General features: G+C 34.5%; 22 protein-coding genes. 8 read left to right on the forward strand and 14 right to left on the reverse strand.

All coding sequences use genetic code 11. The annotated features are described in order from the left end of the window. Positions 1 to 8: 8 nt before the first annotated feature. The 11 genes from argH to BHE19_RS19625 form a co-directional block, all read right to left on the reverse strand. Positions 9 to 1,289, reverse strand: a complete 1,281-nt coding sequence (argH, locus tag BHE19_RS19575; RefSeq protein ID WP_070908508.1) for an argininosuccinate lyase — start codon at positions 1,287 to 1,289, stop codon at positions 9 to 11. Positions 1,290 to 1,522: 233 nt separating this feature from the next. Further along, positions 1,523 to 2,593, reverse strand: a complete 1,071-nt coding sequence (locus tag BHE19_RS19580) for a M20 family metallo-hydrolase (RefSeq protein ID WP_070908509.1) — start codon at positions 2,591 to 2,593, stop codon at positions 1,523 to 1,525. 85 nt (positions 2,594 to 2,678) lie between these two features. Then, entirely contained in the window at positions 2,679 to 3,455 is a 777-nt protein-coding gene (argB, locus tag BHE19_RS19585) for an acetylglutamate kinase (protein ID WP_070908510.1), read from the reverse strand. Between the two features lie 92 nt (positions 3,456 to 3,547). Continuing rightward, a complete protein-coding gene (locus BHE19_RS19590; RefSeq protein ID WP_070908511.1) occupies positions 3,548 to 4,495 on the reverse strand; it encodes an N-acetylornithine carbamoyltransferase in 948 nt (315 codons plus the stop codon). A gap of 120 nt (positions 4,496 to 4,615) precedes the next feature. Continuing rightward, positions 4,616 to 5,377 (reverse strand): glutamate 5-kinase, encoded by a 762-nt coding sequence (gene proB / locus BHE19_RS19595; RefSeq protein ID WP_070908512.1) that lies wholly within the window; start codon positions 5,375 to 5,377, stop codon positions 4,616 to 4,618. 252 nt (positions 5,378 to 5,629) lie between these two features. Beyond that, positions 5,630 to 6,823 carry a glutamate-5-semialdehyde dehydrogenase gene (locus BHE19_RS19600; protein ID WP_070908513.1) on the reverse strand — a complete coding sequence of 398 codons (1,194 nt, stop codon included), beginning with the start codon at positions 6,821 to 6,823 and terminating at the stop codon, positions 5,630 to 5,632. 86 nt (positions 6,824 to 6,909) lie between these two features. Beyond that, positions 6,910 to 8,049 (reverse strand): aspartate aminotransferase family protein, encoded by a 1,140-nt coding sequence (locus BHE19_RS19605; protein WP_070908514.1) that lies wholly within the window; start codon positions 8,047 to 8,049, stop codon positions 6,910 to 6,912. 119 nt (positions 8,050 to 8,168) lie between these two features. Then, complete coding sequence (gene argC, locus BHE19_RS19610) at positions 8,169 to 9,146, reverse strand: N-acetyl-gamma-glutamyl-phosphate reductase (protein ID WP_070908515.1); 978 nt, start codon at positions 9,144 to 9,146, stop codon at positions 8,169 to 8,171. Then, entirely contained in the window at positions 9,139 to 10,332 is a 1,194-nt protein-coding gene (locus tag BHE19_RS19615; protein WP_070908516.1) for an argininosuccinate synthase, read from the reverse strand. Before BHE19_RS19615 ends, argC begins: the two co-directional genes overlap by 8 nt. Positions 10,333 to 10,398: 66 nt before the next feature. After that, a complete protein-coding gene (locus tag BHE19_RS19620; RefSeq protein ID WP_017497103.1) occupies positions 10,399 to 11,040 on the reverse strand; it encodes a GNAT family N-acetyltransferase in 642 nt (213 codons plus the stop codon). Positions 11,041 to 11,508: 468 nt separating this feature from the next. Beyond that, a complete protein-coding gene (locus BHE19_RS19625; protein ID WP_070908517.1) occupies positions 11,509 to 13,779 on the reverse strand; it encodes a M1 family metallopeptidase in 2,271 nt (756 codons plus the stop codon). A 186-nt stretch (positions 13,780 to 13,965) separates the two neighbouring features. Between BHE19_RS19625 and BHE19_RS19630 the strand changes: the two genes are divergently transcribed. The 3 genes from BHE19_RS19630 (at position 13,966) to BHE19_RS19640 (ending at position 16,069) form a co-directional block, all read left to right on the forward strand. Further along, entirely contained in the window at positions 13,966 to 14,817 is an 852-nt protein-coding gene (locus BHE19_RS19630; protein WP_070908518.1) for an aldose 1-epimerase family protein, read from the forward strand. A gap of 11 nt (positions 14,818 to 14,828) precedes the next feature. Then, positions 14,829 to 15,386, forward strand: a complete 558-nt coding sequence (locus BHE19_RS19635; RefSeq protein WP_070908519.1) for a GNAT family N-acetyltransferase — start codon at positions 14,829 to 14,831, stop codon at positions 15,384 to 15,386. Between the two features lie 128 nt (positions 15,387 to 15,514). Next, positions 15,515 to 16,069, forward strand: coding sequence for a DUF3575 domain-containing protein (locus BHE19_RS19640; protein WP_070908520.1), 555 nt, complete (start codon positions 15,515 to 15,517; stop codon positions 16,067 to 16,069). Position 16,070: 1 nt separating this feature from the next. Here BHE19_RS19640 and BHE19_RS19645 read toward each other — a convergent pair whose 3' ends face one another. Then, positions 16,071 to 16,298 (reverse strand): VF530 family protein, encoded by a 228-nt coding sequence (locus tag BHE19_RS19645; protein ID WP_070908521.1) that lies wholly within the window; start codon positions 16,296 to 16,298, stop codon positions 16,071 to 16,073. A 104-nt stretch (positions 16,299 to 16,402) separates the two neighbouring features. Next, complete coding sequence (locus BHE19_RS19650; RefSeq protein ID WP_070908522.1) at positions 16,403 to 17,041, reverse strand: outer membrane beta-barrel protein; 639 nt, start codon at positions 17,039 to 17,041, stop codon at positions 16,403 to 16,405. 141 nt (positions 17,042 to 17,182) lie between these two features. Between BHE19_RS19650 and smpB the strand changes: the two genes are divergently transcribed. Together smpB and BHE19_RS19660 are read left to right on the forward strand one after the other, a co-directional pair. Continuing rightward, positions 17,183 to 17,638 (forward strand): SsrA-binding protein SmpB, encoded by a 456-nt coding sequence (smpB, locus tag BHE19_RS19655; protein ID WP_017497111.1) that lies wholly within the window; start codon positions 17,183 to 17,185, stop codon positions 17,636 to 17,638. A gap of 199 nt (positions 17,639 to 17,837) precedes the next feature. After that, positions 17,838 to 18,887 (forward strand): Fic family protein, encoded by a 1,050-nt coding sequence (locus BHE19_RS19660; protein ID WP_070908523.1) that lies wholly within the window; start codon positions 17,838 to 17,840, stop codon positions 18,885 to 18,887. Positions 18,888 to 18,919: 32 nt separating this feature from the next. Here BHE19_RS19660 and BHE19_RS19665 read toward each other — a convergent pair whose 3' ends face one another. Further along, a complete protein-coding gene (locus tag BHE19_RS19665) occupies positions 18,920 to 19,561 on the reverse strand; it encodes a protein-L-isoaspartate(D-aspartate) O-methyltransferase (RefSeq protein ID WP_017497113.1) in 642 nt (213 codons plus the stop codon). A 564-nt stretch (positions 19,562 to 20,125) separates the two neighbouring features. Here BHE19_RS19665 and BHE19_RS19670 point away from each other — a divergent pair. From BHE19_RS19670 to BHE19_RS19680, 3 genes are all read left to right on the forward strand, one after another. Continuing rightward, positions 20,126 to 22,309 carry a prolyl oligopeptidase family serine peptidase gene (locus BHE19_RS19670; protein WP_070908524.1) on the forward strand — a complete coding sequence of 728 codons (2,184 nt, stop codon included), beginning with the start codon at positions 20,126 to 20,128 and terminating at the stop codon, positions 22,307 to 22,309. 253 nt (positions 22,310 to 22,562) lie between these two features. After that, entirely contained in the window at positions 22,563 to 23,636 is a 1,074-nt protein-coding gene (locus BHE19_RS19675; RefSeq protein ID WP_070908525.1) for a sensor histidine kinase, read from the forward strand. Positions 23,637 to 23,638: 2 nt separating this feature from the next. After that, the gene (locus BHE19_RS19680; protein WP_070908526.1) at positions 23,639 to 24,361 is read left to right on the forward strand and encodes a LytR/AlgR family response regulator transcription factor; all 723 of its coding nucleotides are present in this window, start codon (positions 23,639 to 23,641) and stop codon (positions 24,359 to 24,361) included. The last annotated feature ends 66 nt before the right edge of the window (positions 24,362 to 24,427 follow it).

Genomic DNA, 24,427 nt, shown 5'->3' on the forward strand with positions numbered 1-24,427 from the left:
TGCTTCCTTTATAAAGCTGCTTTCATTTTATCTTTAATAGCATTCAGGCATAAATTATTGATACTGCCTTCATGGGTGTGTTTTGTTTCTTTAGGCGATTGATACGTTCCGGCTTCCAATTGTTCCGCAACTTCTTTGTACGCGTCTCTGAAAGGCGTACCAGCCACTACCATTTCGTTTAAAGTATCTACTGTAAACAAATAATCGTATTTTTTATCTTTCAGTATGTTGTCTTTCACGGTAATATCTTTTACAGAAAAAATAGCAATATCCAGACAGGCTTTTAAGTTTTGAATCGCAGGAAACAAACCTTCTTTTAAAAGCTGAAAGTCTCTGTGGTAACCACTCGGCAAATTATTGGTGATTAAAGTTATTTCGTAAGGAAGTGACTGAATCTTATTGCATTTTCCTCTGATCAATTCGAAAACATCCGGGTTTTTCTTGTGAGGCATAATACTGGAACCTGTTGTAAGATGCGATGGCAAACTTATAAAATCAAAGTTCTGGCTCATATACAAACAAACGTCCATGGCAAATTTTGACAAGGTTGCAGCGACACTGCTCATAGCAAAAGCTACTGTTTTTTCTGCTTTTCCGCGGCTCATTTGAGCTGCGACGGCATTGAACTTTAAGGTTTCAAATCCTAATTCCTGAGTGGTAAAGGTTCTGTTGATTGGGAACGAGCTTCCATACCCTGCTGCAGATCCCAGCGGATTCTGATCGACTACTTTCGAGGCTGCATTTAACATGGTGATATCATCAATTAAGCTTTCGGCATAGGCTGAAAACCACATTCCAAAAGACGATGGCATCGCGATCTGCAAATGTGTATATCCGGGCAACAAAACATTCTGATGTTTCTCTGCAGATTCCATCAACAAATCAAAAAGTGTTTTTACCTGTTCTTTTATTGCTTTTAACTCGTCTTTTAAATACAAATGAACGTCTACCAAAACCTGATCGTTACGGGAACGCGCTGTGTGGATTTTTTTTCCGGCGTCTCCCAATTTTACGGTGAGTAAATACTCTATTTTGGAGTGTACGTCTTCAAAACTGTTTTCTATTTCGAAATTTCCAACGGCAACATCAGCAATAATCTCATTCAATGCATCCACTAAAGAAGTGGTTTCTTCCTGAGTTAATAAACCAATTTGTCCGAGCATTTTGGCATGTGCAATGGACCCCAGTGCGTCATATTTTGCAAGAACTAAATCCAGTTCACGATCGTTTCCAACTGTAAATTGTTCGATTTGTTTATCTGTTGGTATTCCTTTTTCCCAAAGTTTCATAAGATGTATGTTTTTTGTTTCACAGAGTTACTCAAAGAGTCTCAGAGATTCACAAAGTTCTTGTTTTATTGTATGTTTCTTATTTCCTGATTGCCATAGCCCCGATAATAGAGGAAATCCTTTTATTTTTTTTCTTTAAAAAAATAAAAGATTACTTCACTTAATTCTCATTTTAATCGGAGTTCAGTGAACTTCGTTTGGAACGGATAGCGGGAAATAGCTCCTAATTAATATTATAATTTAAAGAATCCTGTTAGTATTTTGATATACAAATCGATTCCTTCTTCAATTTCATTTACAAAAATAAATTCATCTGCTGAATGTGAACGCAGAGTTTCACCAGGTCCTAATTTTAAAGACTGACAGCTTAAAACGGACTGATCTGAAAGTGTAGGCGAGCCATAAGTAGTTCTTCCCAGAGCGATTCCGGCTTGTACCAAACCATGTGCAACCGGAATTGATGAAGCATTCAGGTGCATTGATCTTGGCGTTACTTCGGCGTTTATATTGGCTTTTACTACTTCCAAAATTTCGGTATTCGAATAACAATCGGTCACACGAATATCGACAACTAAATCACATTCTGACGGCACTACATTGTGCTGTTTTCCTGCACTAATTTGTGTTACGGTCATTTTTACAGGACCTAGAACCTCTGAAATTTTATCGAATTTATAATTTTTAAACCATTCCATTACGGGAATTGATTTATAAATAGCATTGTCGTCGTTTTGATGAGCAGCATGACTTGCGGTTCCTTTGACTTTTACGTCCAAAACTAACAATCCTTTTTCGGCAACCGCCAACTGCATTAAAGTAGGTTCGCCCACAATAGCGCAATCTAATTCTGGTAAGTGCTTTAAAACGCTGTTTAAACCATTCTTCCCGCTGCTTTCTTCTTCGGCAGAAGCTACAATAACGATATTATGTGATAAGTTTTGGTTTTCGTAGAAGTGTACAAATGTTGCCAGCAACGAAACCAGACAACCTCCGGCATCATTACTTCCTAATCCAAATAGTTTCCTATCCTTTTCGATGGCTTTAAACGGATCGTTAGTATAAGCCTGATTAGGTTTTACGGTATCGTGATGTGAGTTTAATAAAAGTGTCGGTTTATTTTCATCGAAATATTTGTTGAAAGCCCACACATTATTGTTTTCTCTTTGGAAAGGAATTTCGTTTTGATTGAACCAATTTTCGATTAAAAGGGCTGTTTGGTCTTCTTCACTTGAAAAGGAAGGGGTCTCGATAAGACTTTTTAATAAACTAATTGCTTCCTGGGTAAGCGTTTCTATGTTTTTCATTTTTATTAGGTACTGAGGCACTAAGATTCTAAGGTTCTAAGACTGCAAAAGTCTTAGTTTCTTGGGAACTTAGCAACTTTTTCTTTTATAACGTAATCGTTGTATGCGGAATCTCTGAATTTTGAAGCATTTTATGATGTCCAATTTTAATTTGCTGTACTCCTCTTGACAAACTATTGAAGCAATTATCTAATTTTGGAATCATTCCGGAATGGATTACTTTTTCTTCTTTAAGTTTGTTGTATAAGGCTTCGTTGATTTCGGTTATTACTGATGTATCGTCTTCTGAATCCTGCAAAACTCCCTGCTTTTCAAAACAATAGGTCAATGTAACCTCAAAAACTTCAGACAAAGCAATGGATAACTCACTTGCAATGGTATCGGCATTGGTGTTTAACAATTGTCCGTTTTTGTCGTGTGTGATAGCACAGAAAACAGGAATAATTCCGTTTTCTAATAACGTAGCCAATAACTTAGTGTTAACTTGTTTTACATCTCCCACAAAGCCATAATCGATTGTAGGATGGTTTCGTTTTACTGACTGGATTAAATTTCCATCAGCTCCAGAGAATCCTATCGCATTGTTGTCTTTTGACTGTAATTGCGCTACAATATGTTTGTTGATTTGACCTGCGTAAATCATGACCACAACATCAAGCATTGCGGCATCTGTAATTCGGCGTCCCTCAATCATTTGTGGTATCAATCCAATACTCTGAGCCATTTTTGTAGCGGATTTTCCTCCACCATGAACTAGTACTTTATGACCTTCTATTTTAGAAAAATCAGTTAAGAATTGCTCTAGTTCCTGTGGATTATCAATGATGTTTCCGCCTATTTTTATTATTGTAACTTTTTCCATGAGGTTCTAAGTTGCTAAGGTTCTGAGGGACTAAGTTTTTTTTCAACAGTTTCTCAGCATCTTAGAAACTCAGAACCTTAGTACCTCCAAAATTATAATTTCTTCAAAATCTTCTGTAAAACTAACTGTGCCGAATACGTTCTGTTATTCGCCTGTTGAATTACGATTGAATTCTTACCGTCGAGCACTTCATCGCTTACAATAACGTTACGACGAACAGGAAGACAATGCATGAATTTCCCATTATTAGTTAAAGCCATTTTCTCGGCTGTAACAGTCCAGTTTGGGTCTGTATTGGTTACTTTTCCGTAATCGTTAAAATTACTCCAGTTTTTTACGTACACAAAATCGGCATTTTCAAACGCTTTGTTCTGATCGTATTCTATTTTACAGTCTTTTGTGATTTCGGGGCTAAGTTCGTAACCTTCGGGGTGTGTGATTACAAAATCCATATCTTTTTGCATTTGCATCATTTCTACGAATGAATTGGCAACGGCCTGTGGCAAAGCTTTCGGGTGAGGTGCCCAGGAAAGTACTACTTTTGGTTTATGCTTGGTTTTGTATTCTTCCATGGTAATAGCATCCGCTAAAGATTGCATCGGATGACGAACGGCACTTTCCATATTTACAACGGGTACGGTTGCGTGTTTCAAGAATCCTGAAATTACCGTTTCAGCATAATCTTTTTCTTTGTCTGCCAAACCTGCGAAAGCACGAATGGCAATAATATCACAATATTGTGACACTACTTCTGCAGCTTCTTTAATGTGCTCTGACGCACCGGAATCCATAATAGCACCATCTTCGAATTCTAACGTCCAGCCTTCGTTGGTAAAATTCATTACCATAACATTCATTCCTAGGTTCATAGCCGCTTTCTGAGTACTCAGACGCGTTCTTAAACTTGGGTTAAAAAATAACATCCCTAAGGTTTTATTTTTTCCTAAACTTTGATTTTTAAGCGGGTTCTTTTTAATTTTTAACGCACTTTTTACCCATTTTGATAATGAGTCGATATCTTGAATTGAAATATAGTTCATCTCTTTCTGTTTAATCGGTTAATCGTTAATTTGTTTATTTGATAAAACTTATTAACTTTTATTTTTTTCTAGTGATATTACTTCGATTAACCAAATTAACGGTTAAACAAATAAACATCTTTACACAATCCTGGTAAATGGAATTTCTTCTTTTAGTGCCCGAAGAATAAAATTATCATCTAATCCATTTACGATCCAGGTTTCAATATTGGCCGCTTTTGCAATTGCGGCTGCTTCTATCTTCGACTGCATCCCTCCTGTTCCATGTGATGATTTAGATTCTCCAATTTCTTTTTCTAATACTTTTAAATCCTGTACCAGTTTGATCGTTTCTGGAATTTCATCGTGAATAGAATCTTTGGTATAAATTCCGTTTGTATTGGTGGCAATGATCAGAATATCAACATTTAAAAGAACGGCTGTCAGAGCTGCCAATTTATCGTTGTCTCCAAACCGGATCTCATCTGTGGCAACCGTATCATTTTCATTAATAATCGGAATATAATTGTTCTCTACCAAAACGTTTATGGTATTGACAATATTGACTTTAGACTGCTCTTTCTCAAAATCAGAATAAGATAATAAACATTGAGAAGTCAATAACCCCAAATCACTGAAATTCTCGTGGAAAATCCGCATCAAATGTGGCTGACCAATTGAAGCTAACGCTTGTTTCACAACAATTTCTTTTCCTTTACTTTCGAGCTTTACAAATTGCTTTGCAGCTGCGATTGCTCCGGAACTCACAATTACAAACTCGTACTCTTTGTTTAAAGCTGCAATCTGCATTCCGAGGTCTTCAATCTTTCCCCGTGAAATATGATTGGTTTCTTTGGTTAAAGTATTACTTCCAATTTTTAATAAAATCCTCTTCTTACTCATTTTTTAAAGGTGCTAAGGTTCTAAGATGCTGAGATTCTAAGTTTTTTTTCAGAATTGTCTAATTATCTAATTCCCTTAATTATCTCATTTGCCATATTCTCTATTTAACCGCAAAGGGCGCAAGGTTTTTTAATTTCTTTGTCTGGATAAACGCTAAGCTCGCAAAGCTTTGTTTTTATAAATTCCAAATTCTAATAATTACAATCTAAAATCCTAAGAAAGTCCAACGATCTAATTGTCTAATTGCCTCAATTACCTAATTTGCCCTTCTCCGTACACATACCATTTATTGGTTACGAGATGCTGAAGTCCGATAGGGCCTCGCTGATGTAATTTATCGGTACTTATCGCTAATTCTCCTCCCAGACCAAACTGTCCTCCATCTGTAAAACGTGTTGAGGCATTTTGATAAACGGCTGCAGTATCCACGGCATCCATAAATTCCTGTGCTGCCTTATTATCTCTTGTAATTATTACTGCCGAGTGCCCTCCGCAATATTTATTTATTTTTTCGATTGCATTTTCTTCAGAATCAATGCTTCCGATTACTATTTTATAATCCAGAAACTCTTCGTACCAAATATCTTCGTTTTGAAGTGTTGTTGTATCTTCAAAGCTTTTTAGAGATTCATCTACAATTACTTCTACTTTATACTGTTTTAATTCTTCAATTAAAATAGCTGTAAATCCTTCAAAATTAGGCAGCTTCGAATCTATTAAAACCTTATCAACTGCATTACACGCTGAGATTTTAGAGGTTTTGGCATTTATAATGATTTTTAAAGCCAAATCCGTATCTGCCTTTTCATGAACGTAAACAAAATTATTTCCTCGTCCGCTTACAATAACCGGGCAACTGGCATGTGCTTTTACAAACTCAATTAACTTTTCTCCTCCTCTGGGAACAATTAAATCTACTTTTTGAGTTGGTTTTTCTAAAAAGGCCTGAGTTTCTGTGCGATTATAATTCAAATACTCCACCCAGTCCTTTGAAACTCCGTTTTTCTTTAAAGCCTGATGCCACAAATCCACAATTTTCAAATTCGATTTTAAAGCTTCTTTTCCACCTTTCAATAAAATCTTATTTCCGGATTTAAAAGCTATTCCACCCGCTTCAATCGTAACATCCGGGCGGGATTCGTAAATGATTAAGATCGTCCCGAAAGCGGCCGTTTTGTTAATCACTTTTATTCCATTATCATGAACAAAATGAAAACGCTCTACTCCAACCGGATCTTCTTGCGAAGCTAGTTGATTGAGAGATAAAATCATCTCGTCGACTTTTTTATCATCTACTTTCAGGCGTTCTTCCATCGCTAAGTCTGAGCCGTTATAATCAGCAAGATCTTCCTGATTGGTTAAGATAATCTGGTTCCGCTCCTGCTTGACCAGCTGCGCCATAGCACGCAAAACCAGATTACGTTTTTCAATTGATAATGGGTTCATTTTTTTGGTTTAATTGGTTAGCCGTTAATTCGTTTAATCGTTTAACCAATTAAACGAATCAACAGTATTATGTAAATGGGTAAACTTTAATTTTTAAGTTCTTCCAGACTTTCTTTTAAAGCTGCAATGAAAGTATCAATATCTGATTTCTTTACTGTTAATGGAGGAAGAATTCTTAACAGATTTTTATTGTTGGCACTTCCGGTGAAAATATGTTTTTCGATGATTAGTTTTTTCCTTAAAGCTGCTACATCAAAATCAAACTCTACTCCAAGCATCAAACCTTTCCCTTTTACTTTTTTAATTCCTTCAACTTCTTTAATTTTTTCTAAGAAATAAGCCGAAACTTCGTTTACATTCTTCTGTAAATCCAATTTTTCAATTACATCCAGCACTGCAATTCCGGCAGCACATGATAAATGACTACCTCCAAAAGTGGTTCCCAACAATCCGAAACTTGCTTCAAATTTTGGAGAGATTAAAATAGCTCCAACCGGAAAACCATTCCCCATTCCTTTGGCAACCGAAATAATATCAGCGTTGATTCCGTGATGTTGAAAGGCAAAGAATTTTCCGCTTCTTCCATATCCTGACTGTACTTCGTCTAAAATCAAAACCACATCGTGCTTTTTACAGGCTTTTTCCAGAGCCTGTAAAAATTCAGTTGTTCCCTCGTCTAAACCTCCTACTCCCTGAATTCCTTCAATAATTACTGCTGTAACATCACCTTTTCCAAGTTCTGCTTCAACTAATTCGATTTGATTTAAGGGTAAAAAAGTAACTTCCTGTTGCGCATTTATTGGCGCAACAATTTTTTTATTATCGGTAACAGCAACTGCTGCAGAGGTTCTTCCGTGAAAAGAATTATCAAAAGCTACAACTCTTGATTTTCCGTTATGAAAAGAGGCTAATTTCAAAGCATTTTCGTTTGCTTCAGCACCTGAACTGCATAAAAACAATTCATAATCTTCTAATCCTGATAACTTTCCTAATTTCTGCGCCAATTCTACCTGTAACGGATTCTGAATCGCGTTAGAATAAAATCCTAAGTGATCTAATTGATCTTTTAATTTAGCTACATAATCCGGTTGTGTATGGCCAATCGAAATTACACCATGTCCGCTGTATAAATCTAAGTATTCTACTCCTTTGTCATCTACAATTGTACAATCTATAGCTTTAACCGGAGTGATGTCGTATAATGGGTAAACGTTGAATAAGTTCATTTTTTTTTAATATTTAAAGATTTAAAAATTGAAGAATTTAAAGATTTTTACTGTGACTAAAACAATTACCCAAAAGATTAATTTTTCAATCTTTTCATTTTTTAATCTTTCAATTTCTATTAAAATCCGCTTGGTTTCAATTTTAAACCGGTGGTTTCTTCTAATCCGAACATTAAATTCATGTTTTGAATGGCTTGTCCCGAAGCACCTTTGGTTAAATTATCAATAATTGAGGTGATCAGAATCCGGTTTCCTTTTTTCATTAAACTAATGATACATTTGTTAGTTTGAACGACTTGTTTCATATTGATGTTTGTCGTTGTTATGGTAACAAAAGGCTCATTTTTATAGAATTCTTCGTATCTGGTCACTGTTTGTTCCAGACTCTCGTCAGAAATTGTATATAAGGTGGCAAAAATTCCTCTTGGAAAATCTCCTCTGTTTGGAATAAAAAGTAATTCACTTTCAAAATCATCTTGTAACTGAACCAAACTTTCTCCAATTTCTCCCAAATGCTGGTGTTCAAAAGCTTTGTAATGTGACATATTGTTGTTTCTCCAGCTAAAATGAGACGTTTCTGAAAGTCCCACTCCGGCTCCGGTACTTCCGGTTGTTGCATTAATATGTACATCATTAAGCAACAGATCACTGTTTGCTAAAGGCAGTAAAGCCAATTGGATCGCTGTGGCAAAACAACCCGGATTTGCAATATAATTAGCCTTTTTGATCGCTGATTTATTCAATTCCGGAAGCCCATAAACAAAATCTTTTCCTTCAAAATGAGCATCTTTATTCAATCTGAAATCATTTCCCAGATCGATGATTTTCGTGTGGCTTGCAAACTGATTCTCTTTCAAAAACGAAATAGATTTTCCGTGACCAAGACATAGAAACACCACATTTACATTCGGATTAACCACATCTGTAAAGTTCATTTCGATATCTCCTATCAAATCCTGATGTGCCACAGAAAGCGGTTTTCCCGAATTGGTTGTACTGTAAACAAAATCAATGTTTACTTTGGGATGATACATTAAGATTCTGATGAGCTCTCCGGCTGTATAGCCTGAGCCACCAATTATTCCGATATTAATCATGATCTAAATGGTTTACAGATGAAAATATGTTTTGAGCATTACCTAAAATCTTAATAAATCCTTTTGCATCGTCAGATGTCCACGCATTATTCATTTCTCCATACTGACCAAAACCTGTATTCATTAAATCATTTTTAGATTCAATTCCGTCAAGTGAAAAATGATATGGTTTTAATGAAACTGTTACGGTTCCGTTCACTGTTTTCTGTGTGTCCTGCAAAAAGGTTTCGATATTACGCATTACCGGATCTAAAAACTGCCCTTCGTGAAATAACATTCCGTACCAGTTCCCTAATTGTTCTTTCCAGTATTGCTGCCATTTACCAAGTGTATGTTTCTCCAGTAAATGGTGAGCTTTGATGATAATTAAAGGTGCGGCAGCTTCAAAACCAACTCTTCCTTTAATCCCGATAATGGTATCACCTACGTGAATATCTCTCCCGATAGCATAAGCATTTGCCAGCTTTTCAAGTTTGACAATATTTTTTTCAGGAACATCTTTTTTACCGTTTAAGCCTACTAATTCTCCCTGCTCAAAATGCAAAGTCACTTTTTCTTCTCCTTCTTTTTGCAATTGCGAAGGATAAGCTTCACTTGGCAAAGGCTCACTTGATGTTAAGGTTTCTTTACCTCCAACACTTGTTCCCCAAAGTCCTTTGTTAATTGAATATTGTGCTTTCTCCCAAGAATAATGCACTCCATTTTTAGATAAATAATCTACTTCTTCTTGTCTTGAAAGTTTTAAATCTCTAATTGGAGTAATGATTTCAATTTCAGGAGCAATAGTCTGGAAAATCAAATCGAAACGGATTTGATCATTTCCTGCACCTGTACTTCCATGTGCAATGGCACTTGCTCCAACTTTTTTAGCATATTTGATTGCTTCAATTGCCTGAAAAACACGTTCAGCGCTCACTGATAACGGATAGGTATTGTTTTTTAACACATTTCCGAAAATCAAATATTTTATAGCTTTGTCATAATATTTGTCTACAATTGTTAGGTTTGCGTGTTGTGCACTTCCTAACTCATACGCTCTCTTTTCGATAGCTGACAATTCTTCTTCATCAAATCCTCCTGTATCTACCAGAACCGTATGAACTTCGTATCCTTTTTCATTTTTTAAATATTTCAAACAATACGAGGTATCTAATCCTCCACTATAAGCTAATACAACTTTTTTCATTTTTTATAATTTAGGCCAATACTTTCGTATTTAGCAAGTTTGAGATTCTAATTTTTAGTTTAATTTTTAAGATAAGAACCCGAAAAACAATGTTTTATTCAGGAACAAAGCTTGTTTGATTTTTTTCAATCTGCTTAAAACGGCTACGTTAAATGGGTGTTTTGGCGGATCTTTTTGTTTGTCTTTCGGATCATGCAACATCCCTGTACAAAGACACATTTTGTTTTCTTTACTTTTTAAAATTTCGTAATTCGTGCAGGTTTTACAGCCAGCCCAAAAACTTGGATCGGTAGTCAATTCAGAAAAAGGTACAGGTTTATATCCTAAGTCAGAATTTATTTTCATAACCGCCAAACCTGTTGTAATTCCAAATATCTTGGCATCAGGATATCTTTCCAGAGAGTAATCGAAAACTTTTGATTTGATTTTTTTGGCTAAGCCTAAACTTCTGTAATCCGGATGCACAATTAAGCCGGAATGAGCAACAAACTTTCCGTGCTCCCAACTTTCGATGTAACAAAAACCTGCAAATTTTCCGTCTGCCAAAGCAATCATCGCATCACCATTTGACATTTTTTTCTGAATGTATTCAGGAGTTCTTTTAGCAATCCCGGTGCCTCTTAATAAGGCTGATGATTCTATTGTATCGCAAATTTCCTGTGCGAATTTGAAGTGTTCTTCCTGAGTAACAACAATAGAGATTTTCATTTCAATAGTTGAAGTTAGAGTTAAAAATTAAAACGTATTGTTTAGTTTGAAATCCTGAATTCAATCCAATAAAAATAAGCAAAATAGGAGTAACATTCTCAAAATCAAAAACTTGATTAAGAAAATTTAAAAAATAATATATACTTTTAGGATATGTTTGTCCAATGGACAAATGATGTGATTTCAAAATGAAAAATGAATATAAATAAATACGCGGCGAAAAACTCTGTGGATACTATAGAGATAGTGTCCGTACTTCGGGAGAAGTTACAGCTGAGTTTGTCCGTGACAAAGAAGTTATATGTAAACTTATTTTATTCATCGACTGCAAAAGTACACTATTTTTTTATTTACAAAACAAAAAAATAAAATTCTAACATTTTTTTTACAGAATGTTAATATTGGCCCATAAAAAACCCGATAGTTCAAAATAACTATCGGGTTCTTAAGTATTTACTTTTTTATCTTTTAATTTTTAGTAAACGGTATTGCATTACCGTTGCTCAAAATAATCATATCAAAACCTGTTTTAGCCTCATTAAATTTGAACTTTAGTCCGGCTTCAGCTGATTGAAAGACATCTTTTTCATTTTCTACCGCCTTAACTGTAAACTTCGGATAATTTGTTATCAGAACATTCAATACATTATTCTTTTCTGTAAAATCAATTTTCAAAGGAGCTTTTGAAGTCGAATATGTTCCTAAATAACCATCTAAAACTACATCTTTTTCTATTTTACCGTTACTGGCTGTCCAAACATTATTAGCTTGATTATTGTCTGGAAAAACATTATCCGGATCAAGCGTGATACTTTCTATTTCTTCAGTAGAATTGTGTTTAAATGTCCAAACATTGTTACGTTGCCATACTTCAACAGGCAATTTAACTCTTGTCACTTTCCCACTTTTTGTTTTCACATCTAAAATAACCGGCATAGGCATTTTATCAAAATTTTCAACTGTGATTGCAACTCCTTTTGACGGATCATTTTTTATGTACTTAATTGAATTGATCCCCTGATTAAAGCGCCAATTGTTTACAAACCAGCTTCTCCAGAACCAGCTTAAATCTTCACCTGCAACATTTTCCATTGATCGGAAGAAATCATCCGGCTGAGGATGTTTATAAGCCCAACGTTCTATGTAAGTACGGAAAGCAAGATCAAAACGCTCTTTTCCTAAAATCTGCTCTCTTAAAATTACCAAACCTGAACTTGGCTTAAAATAACACAGCATCCCAATATTAGCCTCTTTCATATTATCAGGAGAACTCATTATCGTTTCCAGATCCGGTCTTGTGAACGGCTCTGCTAATTTGTGCAAATTCGATGGCGCTTCTTTATATTCGCCTTTATTAAATTCCTCAGTACTTAATGAATTTATAAAAGTATTAAATCCTTCATCCATCCAGGCGAATAATCTTTCGTTTGAACCTACAATCATAGGAAACCAGATATGCCCAAATTCATGATCGGTTACCCCCCATAAATCTTGTCCTTTTGACTCCCAGCTGCAAAAAACAATTCCCGGATATTCCATTCCGCCTTCGTTTCCTGCAACGTTTGTGGCTACCGGATAAGGATATTCGAACCATTTTTTAGAATAGTGCTCAATCGATGCTTTTACATATTCAGTGGAACGCCCGTAAGCTTCTTTTCCGCCACTTTCTACGGGATAAGCTGATAAAGCCAGTGCTTTTTTACCACTAGGCAGATTAATTTTGGCACCGTCTAAAACAAAAGCTGCTGAAGAAGCCCATGAAAAATCACGAGCATTTTTTATTTGATAATGCCATGTTTTCTCTCCTGTTGTTTTTGAATTTGCCGCAGCAGCAACTTCTTCAGCAGAACGAATTGTTACGGTTTTGTCGCTCTGACCAGCTTCTTTATAGCGTTTAAGCTGTTCTGCCGGTAATACTTCTGCACCGTTTATCAATTCTCCTGATCCTACAACATAATGATTTGCAGGTACCGTTAACTTTACATCAAAATTTCCATATTCTAAATAAAACTCTGATGCCCCCAAGTAAGGGGCAGTATTCCATCCTTTTACGTCATCGTACACACACATACGCGGATACCATTGCGCAATCGTAAAAATTTTACCGTTTTTAGTTTCCAAAACTCCCATTCTGTCCGATCCTTCAAAAGGTGCAACGAACGAAAACTCAATTTTAATTTTTACAGCTCCCCCTTTTGATGCCAATGTTTCGGGAAGAAATATCTGCATTCTGGTATCTGTAACTATATATTTTGCTTCAATTTCAGTCTTTTTCTTTCCACCTGAAATTACTTTAACCGATTTAATTTTGTTTCCTCCGTCAAAAACCTGTCCCTGAGCACCGTTACGACTTCCTGAAAGCGGCACCACCGCATTCCCTCTTGAATCATTTTTGAATAAATTCTGATCTAAATTCAACCATACAAATGACATTTTTTCCGGACTATTATTGGTATAGGTAATTTCATCTGTACCGGTAATTTCATTCGTAGTTCCGTTTAATTTTGCCGTAATCTGATAATCGGCTCTGTTTTGCCAATATTCAACTCCCGGCTGACCGTTTGCAGAGCGCGTTGGTGTTCCATTTTTGGTATAGAAATTTGGTCCAAACGCATCGTGGTAATCGTAATTGTTAACAGGATTTACTACTGTTGCAGGAGGTGTTTGCTGTGCCCAGACAGAAGAAACTCCAACAAACAAAGCCATGGTTAATAAGGCTTTTGAGGATTGTTTTTTCATAATTTTTAGCTGTTTATGTAGCAAATTAATGAAAAAAAAAGCTATTTACAGAGAAATTATAAAACGTAAATTCAATTTTAGCAAAATTTTATGCAAAAAATATTTTAAGCCATTTTCCTAAAAAAATAAAATTTATAAAATATATTTACATCAGTATATCAGTAATCTTTTTCAATTTCAAACACTTTGAATACAACTATCAACAATTCAGCGATAAGCGTCTCAATAAAACATTCCGGAGCAGAATTATTTTCATTAAAAGACAATCAAAATAAAGAATACATCTGGGAGGGCAATCCAGACTTTTGGGGTAAACATTCTCCAGTACTTTTTCCTATTGTAGGAACCCTTAAAAACGATACTTATACAATCGACGAAAAAGCATACCAACTACCAAGACACGGTTTTGCACGTGATATGAACTTTGAATTGATCGAAAAGACTGAAAATACAGCAATCTTCTCTTTAAAATCAAATGCCGAAACATTAGAAAAATATCCTTTTGAATTTGAACTACAGCTTATTTACAGTGTTGAAAACACAACTTTGAATATTGAATATAAAGTAATCAACACAGGAAAAAGCAAAATGCCATTTTCGATCGGAGCTCACCCTGCAATAGCATTACCGGGAGATTTTAAAAATTATGCTTTCCAATTCGAAAAACAAGAAGTTTTAAAATATTATCTCTTAGAGAATGATTTGATTTCTAATCAAACAGAAACCTTGAAAAATGAAAATGGATTAATTCCGTTTGACTATCAATTATTCGAAAACGATGCATTAATTTTTAAAACCCTGGAATCAAAATCGCTAACACTTCTTCAAAACTCCAAACCCTATGTCAAAGTAGATTTTGAAGATTTTCCTAGTTTAGGAATCTGGACAAAACCACAAGCTCCTTTTATTTGTATAGAACCTTGGCTTGGATACTCTGACACTGCTGAAAATTCGGGAAATTTATTCGAAAAAGAAGGAATTTTAGTTCTCGAAGCTAATCAAAACTTTAATTCAAAATTTAGTATCTCAATATTATAATCTACAAAAAAATGCTGGAATTTAATTTTACTCCCTTCCCTGTAATCGAAACAGAACGTTTGCTTTTACGAAGAATCACAAATGACGACGTTAATGAAGTTTTCGAATTGCGTTCAAATCCTGAAACGATGAAATTCATCCCTCGTCCCTTAGTTAAAGATTCTGAAGATGCCTTAGCACATATTAAGATGATTGAAGACAAAATTGTCGCAAATGAAGGAATCAATTGGGGAATTACGCTAAAAGGCAACCCAAAATTATTGGGAATCATTGGCTATTACAGAATGCAGCCAGAGCATCATCGTGCTGAAATTGGATATATTTTACTACCGGAATTTCACGGAAAAGGAATCATCCCGGAATCAGTAAACGGATTGATCACTTATGGTTTTGAAGAATTAAAATTACATTCAATTGAAGCAGTAATTGACCCTGAAAATTATGCCTCTGAAAAAGTATTACAAAAGTGTGGCTTTGTAAAAGAAGGGCATTTTAAAGAATGTGAATTTTATGACGGCAAGTTCATTGATAGCGTAATCTACTCATTATTAAGCAATAAAAAACAATAGCTCTTTTTGAAAAAAAAATATTCCTGTTAAATTAATGGTTCTGGATAATAGTAACTATTGGTTTCCGTTATATTTGCAGTCGAAATAAGAAAAAAGAACTTATTTCGACATCACGAAAGTCTATTTTTATGAAAAAAATTTTTATTGCCCTAGTTCTTTTCTTTTCGATTCAGTCTCAAAGTCAGACTTTTATCAAGTTTAATGCTGCAACTGCTTTATTGGCAGTGCCAAATGTTGGAGTTGAAACCAGCATAGGCAAAAATCTAACTTTTAGTGTTGACGTAATGGCGTCATTTTGGGAATCTTTTGATGGAAAAAATCCAATGCAATTCTACACACTAACACCTGAACTCCGTTATCATTTTAAAGAAAACTATAATGGTTTCTATGTAGGAGGGCACGCTGGACCAGACGTCTACAAAATTCAAAAATGGAATTACTGGAACACTAACATGTACGAACATGGTTTTGGGTATCGCTTAGGAGTTACTGTTGGGTATAACATTAAATTAAACGATAAATTTTTACTGGATATCTTTGCAGGAGGTGGCTGGCACCAAGGTTTTTACCACGGTTATTACAACGATGGAACTCCAGGTAGATATGAAAAAGCACAAAACTGGAACAAAAGTGGCGAATGGCTTCCCTACCGTGGAGGTGTTATGATTTCTTATAAATTATAAATTACTTCGCCAATTTAGGCAGTGATTTTACATACAAATCTTCCACTTTTTTACGTGCCCAGTCGGTTTTTCTTAAAAAAGTCAAGCTTGATTTTACACTTGGATTTGAAATAAAGCACTTTATCGGAATTAATTCCGCCAGAGTATCAAAACCATAGTATTCTACTAATGCTTCTACAATTTTCTGAAGCGTTATACCATGTAAAGGATCTTTCGATTGATTTTGCATTTTATACTTTTAAATAATCTTACTAAAAGACCGTACTTTTTGAAAGTACGGTCTTTTTTTTTTACAAAACTAGTAAATTAATTTACATCTATTTCATCGTCTTTTTAAAAGAGAAACTTAAACCCAAAAGAAAGTGGAGAAGTCAAATTTGGCCTGCTTCCTGCCAAAGCTGTATTATAAAAAGGGTCAACATTTGCAACATGTGCCAGTCCAAAATTGGTTACTGTGGTTTTCTCACCATTTTTTGGATCTAATGTCGTAGACGTAAAGTTTGCCAGATCGTATGAAAACTCAACCGAGAAATTTTTACTAATAAAATAATCAAACCCTCCTGAAACTGATAAGCCATATTGACTAATCTTCAAATCACTTTCTTTCTCTTTTCCTGTGATAATAGGAGCTGCTACCTGTCCGAAGAAATATAGCGAACCTGCTACATTCCAGTATTTTCTAGCCAACGGCTGAATAACAAGCAAATCTGTTTTTGCTACAGTTCCTGCTTTTGCATCAGCTTTTATATTAATAATACCAAACCCCGCTCCTACTGCAACGGAAGGCGTTACAAATGTTCCCACAATTGGTAATACAGAAAGATTTGTATTTTTAACGTCGCCTGTCTTAGTTTGCTGATATCCAAATTGTGATGTTGCAAACCAGGTCCCTTTTAAACCCTGATTTGTATCCTGTGCTTTTGCTGTTAAACCAATAAATGCAATACTTACTAATGTTAAAATTTTTTTCATGTTTTAGTTTGTTTAAATTATTCAACAAACTTATGTGTAAGTTTTTTCCTTGAATATGATTAAAATCATAGATTGCAAAAAAAGCTTTAATTTTTTCAGATTTTATTAAAGTTTTTCTTTTTTGTTTTACATTTGTACACTATGTTAAAAACAGTCAATATACTTAATAAAAGAGCCCGTTTTGATTATGAAATAATCGACACTTATACAGCGGGAATTGTTTTGTCGGGAACCGAAATTAAATCCATACGTCTAGGTAAAGCTAATATTACTGAAAGCTTTTGTGAATTTAACAACATGGAACTCTTTGCCATTAATACCTATATCGAAGAGTATTCTTTTGGGAATCAATTCAATCATAAATCCAGAAGTGAAAGAAAATTACTTTTGAACAAAAAGGAGCTTAAAACGTTGCATAAAAATGTTCAGGCCAAAGGACTAACTATTGTCCCATTGAAATTATTTACCAACGAAAAAGGACTTGCCAAACTGCAAATAGGTCTTTGTAAAGGAAAGAAAAACTACGACAAACGCGAATCTCTGAAAGAACAGGATACCAAACGTGATTTAGACCGAATCAAAAAAGCATACAACTAAAGAGAACATCTTTCCAAATCAGGATATGTTATCGACCTTGGTCAAACCGTTGATGCAATTGTGCAAACAGTGGCAAAAGAAATGAAAAAAGACGGTTCACTTCCTCTTAAATAGTATTTTAAAAAGCAATATTTTGATATTGCTTTTTTTTCACTAAATTTATGACCAAATTTGTCAAGACATTTTAAATAAAGTAAAAATGAAATCGCTCCTTAAAAATGCAAGAGAACAAAAAGGTCTAAAAACCCGTGAAGTAGCACAACTACTTGGCATCGATCAGGCTTTAATAAGCAAATTTGAAAGCGGTTCCCGAAAACCAACCAAAGATCAAATTGTTAAGCTGTCTCAACTTCTAGAAATAGACTATGAGACTTTAATGATCGCATGGCTGAAAGAAAAAATTCTATATGAAATTGGTGATGACGAATTTGCTTTAAAAGCGCTTGAAGTTGCAGAGAAAGAAATCAAATACAATAAAACAGTCTCCAAATTAAAATTATCAACCACTTTAGAAAAAATCCTTAGTGAAATAGATGTTTTAAAAGAAAACCTGGATACTTACAGACAATTCGATAGCTATAAAATTAGTCAGGCACTTGAGCTCGAATATACTTTTGAAAGCAATCGAATTGAAGGAAATACCATGACGCTTCGTGAGACCGATATGGTCATCAACGAAGGTTTGACCATTTCAGGAAAAAGTATGAGAGAACATCTTGAAATCATTAATCATCAGGAAGCGATAGGTTTTATCAAAGATTTAATACAAAAAAGCAACGGCTTAAATGAACGCGATCTTTTAGCTATCCATAATTTAATTCTGCGAGGTATAATTCCCGAAGATGCAGGCCGTTATCGAAAAGTACAGGTCATGATTCAGGGAAGCAGTCACATGCCTCCACAGCCTTTTTTAATTGCAAAGGAAATGGAAGAGTATTTTATTTGGTATGAAATCAACAAAAATAAATTACATCCGGTTATTCTTGCAGCCGAAATGCACGAAAGGCTAGTTACTATTCATCCGTTTATCGATGGAAACGGCAGAACCTCCAGATTAGTCATGAATTTAATTTTAATGCAAAAAGGCTATCTGATCGCCAATATAAAAGGAGATTATGAAAACAGAATGCAATACTATCAATCTCTGGAAACCGCTCAAATAAAAAAAGACAAAGAAGATTTTTTATTCTTCATCGCCAAAATCGAAAAAGAAAGTCTGGAGCGTTATATTAGTATTATTGGACAATAAAACAAAACCCACTATTGCTAGTGGGTTTTATTTTAATTTTTATCTTCTAATAAAGGAACAAATCGAAATTCTCCAAACTCATGCTTTTCGAATTGTGTTTCATTCTTTCGAATCAATAGAGTCATAATCTGAACATCTTCTCCTAACGGAATAACAAGTCTTCCTCCTATTTTAAGCTGTGCCATTAAAGGTTGCGGAATAAACGGAGCTCCGGCAGTAACAATAATGCTATCAAAAGGCGCGTAGCTTGGCAACCCTTTATAACCGTCTCCGAAAGACAAGTGTTTTGGACGAATGTTTAATTTTGGAAACAAATTAGAAGTTGTTCTAAACAACTCACTCTGTCTTTCCACACTGTACACTTTTGCTCCCAACATAAACAAAACCGCTGTTTGATACCCCGATCCTGTACCAATTTCTAAAATCTTATGGTCTTTTTTAACCTCCAATAATTGCGATTGAAAAGCAACTGTATAAGGTTGCGAAATAGTTTGCCCTGCTCCTATAGGAAATGCCTTATCCTGATATGCATAATCTTCAAAACTTGAATTTAAAAAAAGGTGTCTCGGGATTTTTTTTATCGCATCTAAAACTGCTTTATCAGTAATTCCTTTTTGTTCTAAAGTGCTTACTAATTGATTGCGAAGTCCTTGATGTTTGGCAGTATCTTTCAAAATGGATTGGTTTTATTTTTGCAAAAATAGGAAAGTAAATCAATTTTAAATGCTTTCACGCAGAATGTTTTCAACTCAGAAACTTCTTTCAATTTAATGTAATCAGAACCATTTACCACTCAAATGCTTGTATCAACCGTTCGTCATTTTTTTCAAAATTTTCAGCTGATGTGTTCCTACTTTTGAAACATCAATCAGGAAATAATAATTTAAAAACCAAATTATGAACACTTTCAATTTTAAAACTCCGACCGAAGCTCTAAAACCATTAGCTATTGGTTTTGCAATCGGACTTATTACCAATTTCATTAGTTTTTTAATTCACTTGTAAAAAATCAATCAATCAATCAATCAATCAATCAATCAATCAATCAATCAATCAATCAATCAATCAGTAAAATTAACCAATAAGTAAAACCAAAATTATGGAAAACCAAAAAGAAGTAAACGTTTACAAAATTGTTAAATCATTTATCGTAGGATTTGTAATCGGATTTGCGCTTTATAAATTTATCACTGTAGTCGTACTGAATTAATCTAATCTTCAATCAAAAAATATCAATCATGAAAACCAATACACTTAAAAAGATCGCTTTTCTATCTCTAGGAGTTATTTCGACAGGAAATTTATTTGCACAAAACAAACCCGAAAAAGCACCCTCTGTCCCTGCTAAAGACACTTATTTTGGAATTACGGTGGAAGACAAATACAGAAACCTTGAGGATTTAAAAAATGAACAAACCTTAAGCTGGTTAAAGGCTCAGGCAGATTATACAAACAATATTTTAAACTCAATTCCGGGAAAAAAAACTCTTATTGATGAGTTGACTTCTATAAATGACAGAGTTACCGAAGCGATCAGCGGAACGCAGATTATGGAAGATGGCACTTATTTTTATCAAAAAACAACTCCAAAAGATCAGGTTGCAAAACTGTATAAAAGAGCTGGTTTAAAAGGAAAAGAGACATTAATCTTTGACCCACAAACGCTAAAAGGTGAAGCAAAAGACATCTTTACTATTAGTTCTTTCTCTCCCAATAAGAGCGGAAAACTAATTGCTGTAAACATTTCCAAAAATGGTGGTGAAATGAGCGAAATGTTTTTAATAAATACAGCCGACAATAAAATTTTGGCGGATAAAATCGACAAGTTAAGATTTGGAAATGCCAATTGGCTAGACGATGACAAATCATTTTTGTACTCACAATCACCAACAGCCGATATTCATGATGCAAAAGCGCAATTGAATATCGTTACAAAACTGCACGTTATAGGAAATGAAATTACAAAGGATAAAGTGATTTTTTCGAAGGCCATGTATCCTGAATTAAAAATTGCAGAAGAAGAAATCCCTATTATGGGTTATGACGTAGACAGCAAGATGCTTTTTCTGATGCCTTATTCTGTAAATCCGAACATGAAAATGTTTATTGCCAAAGGTTCAGAGTTGAAAAGTGCTAAAATTAGCTGGAAATTATTAACGGACAGAAAAGATGAAATTAAAAATTTTGCTTTCAGCGATAAAGACATTTATTTTTTCACAAGTTTAAATGCTCCAAAATTTAAAGTAACAAAAACCAGTATGGCTAATCCAAATTTAGCAACTGCAACACTGGTGATCCCTGAAGACAAAGAAGCCAATTTGAACCCTATTACGATTACCAAAGACGGGATTTTTTATACCAAAACAAAAAACGGAATCGAAAGTAAATTGTTCTTCACTGATTTTGAAGGAAAAAAACACAGTGAAATCAAAACACCAAAAAAATCCGCTACTATTGTTTTAAGCTCAAGAGGAAGTAAGTTTTCAGACTTATGGGTTCGAACAACAGGCTGGACCACCAAAGGAGAGCGTTATAAATACGATGTAAAGAAAAACAATTTTGTCAGAGAAGAGCTCTCCACTATTACTGAATATCCAGAATTTGAAAATTTTGAAATTGAAGAATTAATGGTAAAATCGTATGATGGTGTCGAAGTTCCACTATCCCTTATTTATAAAAAAGGAATCAAAAAAGATGCAAACAATCCTGTTTTATTCTATGGTTATGGTGCCTACGGAATGTCTATGTCTCCTACTTTTAATCCTAGTCTGCTTTTATGGGTAGAAAGAGGCGGAATACTTGCTGTTGCTCACGTAAGAGGCGGTGGAGAATTAGGCGAAAAATGGCATTTGGAAGGTCAAAAAAGCACAAAACCAAATACCTGGAAAGACGTAATTGCCTGTACCGAATATATGATTAAAGAAGGGTATACAAATCCGACAAAAACGGCAATCTACAGCAGAAGCGCCGGTGGAATTCTGGTAGGAAGAGCCATTACTGAAAGACCCGATTTATATGCCGTAGCCATTCCGGGAGTAGGAAGCATGAATACCGTTAGAGGTGAAAATGCACCAAACGGACCTGCAAATACACCTGAATTTGGAACTATGAAAATCGAAGATGAAGCCAAAGCTCTTATAGAAATGGACTCCTATTTACAACTAAAAGAAGGGGTTAAATATCCTGCAACCCTAACAACAGCAGGATTCAATGACCCTAGAATCATTGTTTGGTCACCTGCTAAATTTGCTGCTCGATTGCTTGAGGTAAATGCGTCTAAAAAACCAACTTTGTTAAAAGTCGATTATGAAGCAGGTCATTTTGGCGGAGCTTCAAAAGCAAAATCGTATGAAGAAGTTGCTGATGTTTTAAGCTTTGCACTATGGCAAGTGGGTCACCCGGATTTTCAACCTAAAAATTAGTTATTTAAAATGTAACTTTGGCAATGCTGGTAGCATTGCCAAAGTTTTTAAAACTTAAAATTATGATCAAAATAATTATAGCTTTGACAATTGAAATAAGCAATTTGTTATTTAAAATTTTATCTTAGTGAAATTAACCGCAAAAATTCTGATGACTTTAGTCGTACTATTCTGTCTGCTCTTTTTAGGCGCTTTTATCGCAGGAATGTATTATGGGTACCACACACCGCTAAAGGTAAAATAACTTATAAAAATGTTTCAAAAAAAGAATCACGTTTTCATTTTAGTTCAGATCATTATATGGACTATCTATACAGGAATAATTTTTATTCCTCAAATTATCATTCCGGAATTAAATTTCCTGGGATATAAAAATTGGCAGCTTCTGTTAGACTACTTCTTTAGTGTTTGCGTGCTTACATTAGTTTCGATAGCTTTAAAACATTTTTATGATCGATACATAAAACTGGACGATTTTAAGCTTTGGGAAATTATTAAACTGCTTTTTCTAATTTTCGCCTCTGCCCTTTTTTATTATGGGGCGCTAACCGCGTATAATTATCTAATGATCACTTATGTTTATGAAAACCCGGAAGTTTTTGATCATCCGTCTCAATCCGCAAAAAGACAAGTTTTATTTGTTTTTGTGATGGGATTTCTGTTCTTTCTTTGGATAGTTGTGTACACCATTTACAAAACGACCTCACAAATCAAGAACAATAAAATGGATCGAATGGAAATTGAAAATACTTTAAAAGATTCTCAACTGAATGCTTTAAAAGGGCAAATCAATCCTCATTTTATGTTTAACAGCTTAAATAATATTCGCGGATTAATTCTGGAAAATCCTGAAAAATCAAGAGAAATGATCACTCGATTGTCCGAAATGCTTCGATATTCCCTCACCAAAAACGAGATTACAACAATTGCATTGGAAGAAGAAATTGAAATGGTAGAAAACTTCATTGAAATTTCAAAAATTCAGATGGAAGAACGTTTGAATTTTACTTCTCAAATTGCCCCAAATACTTTACAGCTGCAAATCCCCCCTATGATCATCCAAATGCTGATCGAAAATGCAGCTAAACATGGGATTGCAAAATTAAAAGAAGGAGGTCAAATTGCATTAGAAACCAATATGGAAAACAACAATTTGACCATTGAAGTTTCGAATACAGGAGTACTTACCATTGAAAAAAATTCCACACAATTAGGAATCAAAAATATCGAGAAAAGATTGCATTTAATTTATGGCGAGAAAGCTCGTTTTAAATTGCAGGAAATAGAAAATAAAGTAATTGCAAAAATAACAATTCCAATACTTTAAGTATGAAAAAAATAAAAGCTGTTATTGTTGAAGATTCCCGTCTGGCCAGAAATGAGCTTAAAGAATTAATTAAAAATCATCCGGAAATTGAAATTATTGGAGAAGCAGAAAATGTAGATTCAGGCTTTAAATTAATACAGGAAACCCAACCCGATTTGCTTTTTCTGGATATCAATATGCCCGAAAAAGATGGTTTTGAATTGTTGGAAATGCTTGACAAAGTTCCCATTACAATATTCACAACGGCTTTTGATGAGTACGCTATTAAATCTTTCGAATACAATGCTTTAGATTATTTACTAAAACCTATAAATCCAAAAAGATTTGCGCATTCCATCGAAAAAGTAAGTCAAAATCTAATTGAAAAAGAAGAAAAAAGCAATAAGAAACTGACGCCAAACAATCAGATTTTTATTCGCGATGGCGAAAAATGCTGGCTTGTAAAAATTGCCGATATCTTTCTGTTTGAAGTAGATGGCAATTATACCAAAGTATTCTTTCAGGATGAAAAAGCGGTACTTAATAAATCATTAAACCATATTGAAGAGAAACTTCCTGATGATTATTTCTTTAGGGCCAATCGAAACCAAATTATCAATATAGAATACATACTCAAAATAGACCCTTGGTTTAGTGGTAATCTGCTCGTACAGCTTCCGAAAGAAGTAAAAGTAGAAATATCACGAAGACAAACCAATAACTTTAAAGAGAAGTTAAGTCTGTAAATACATTTAAAATTGTTCAAATAATTTCGACTTTGTCCTAACTAAACTTTTACTTTCAACAAATAA

It is taken from the genome of Flavobacterium tructae (assembly GCF_001853485.1).
Taxonomy (GTDB): Bacteria; Bacteroidota; Bacteroidia; order Flavobacteriales; family Flavobacteriaceae; genus Flavobacterium; species Flavobacterium tructae.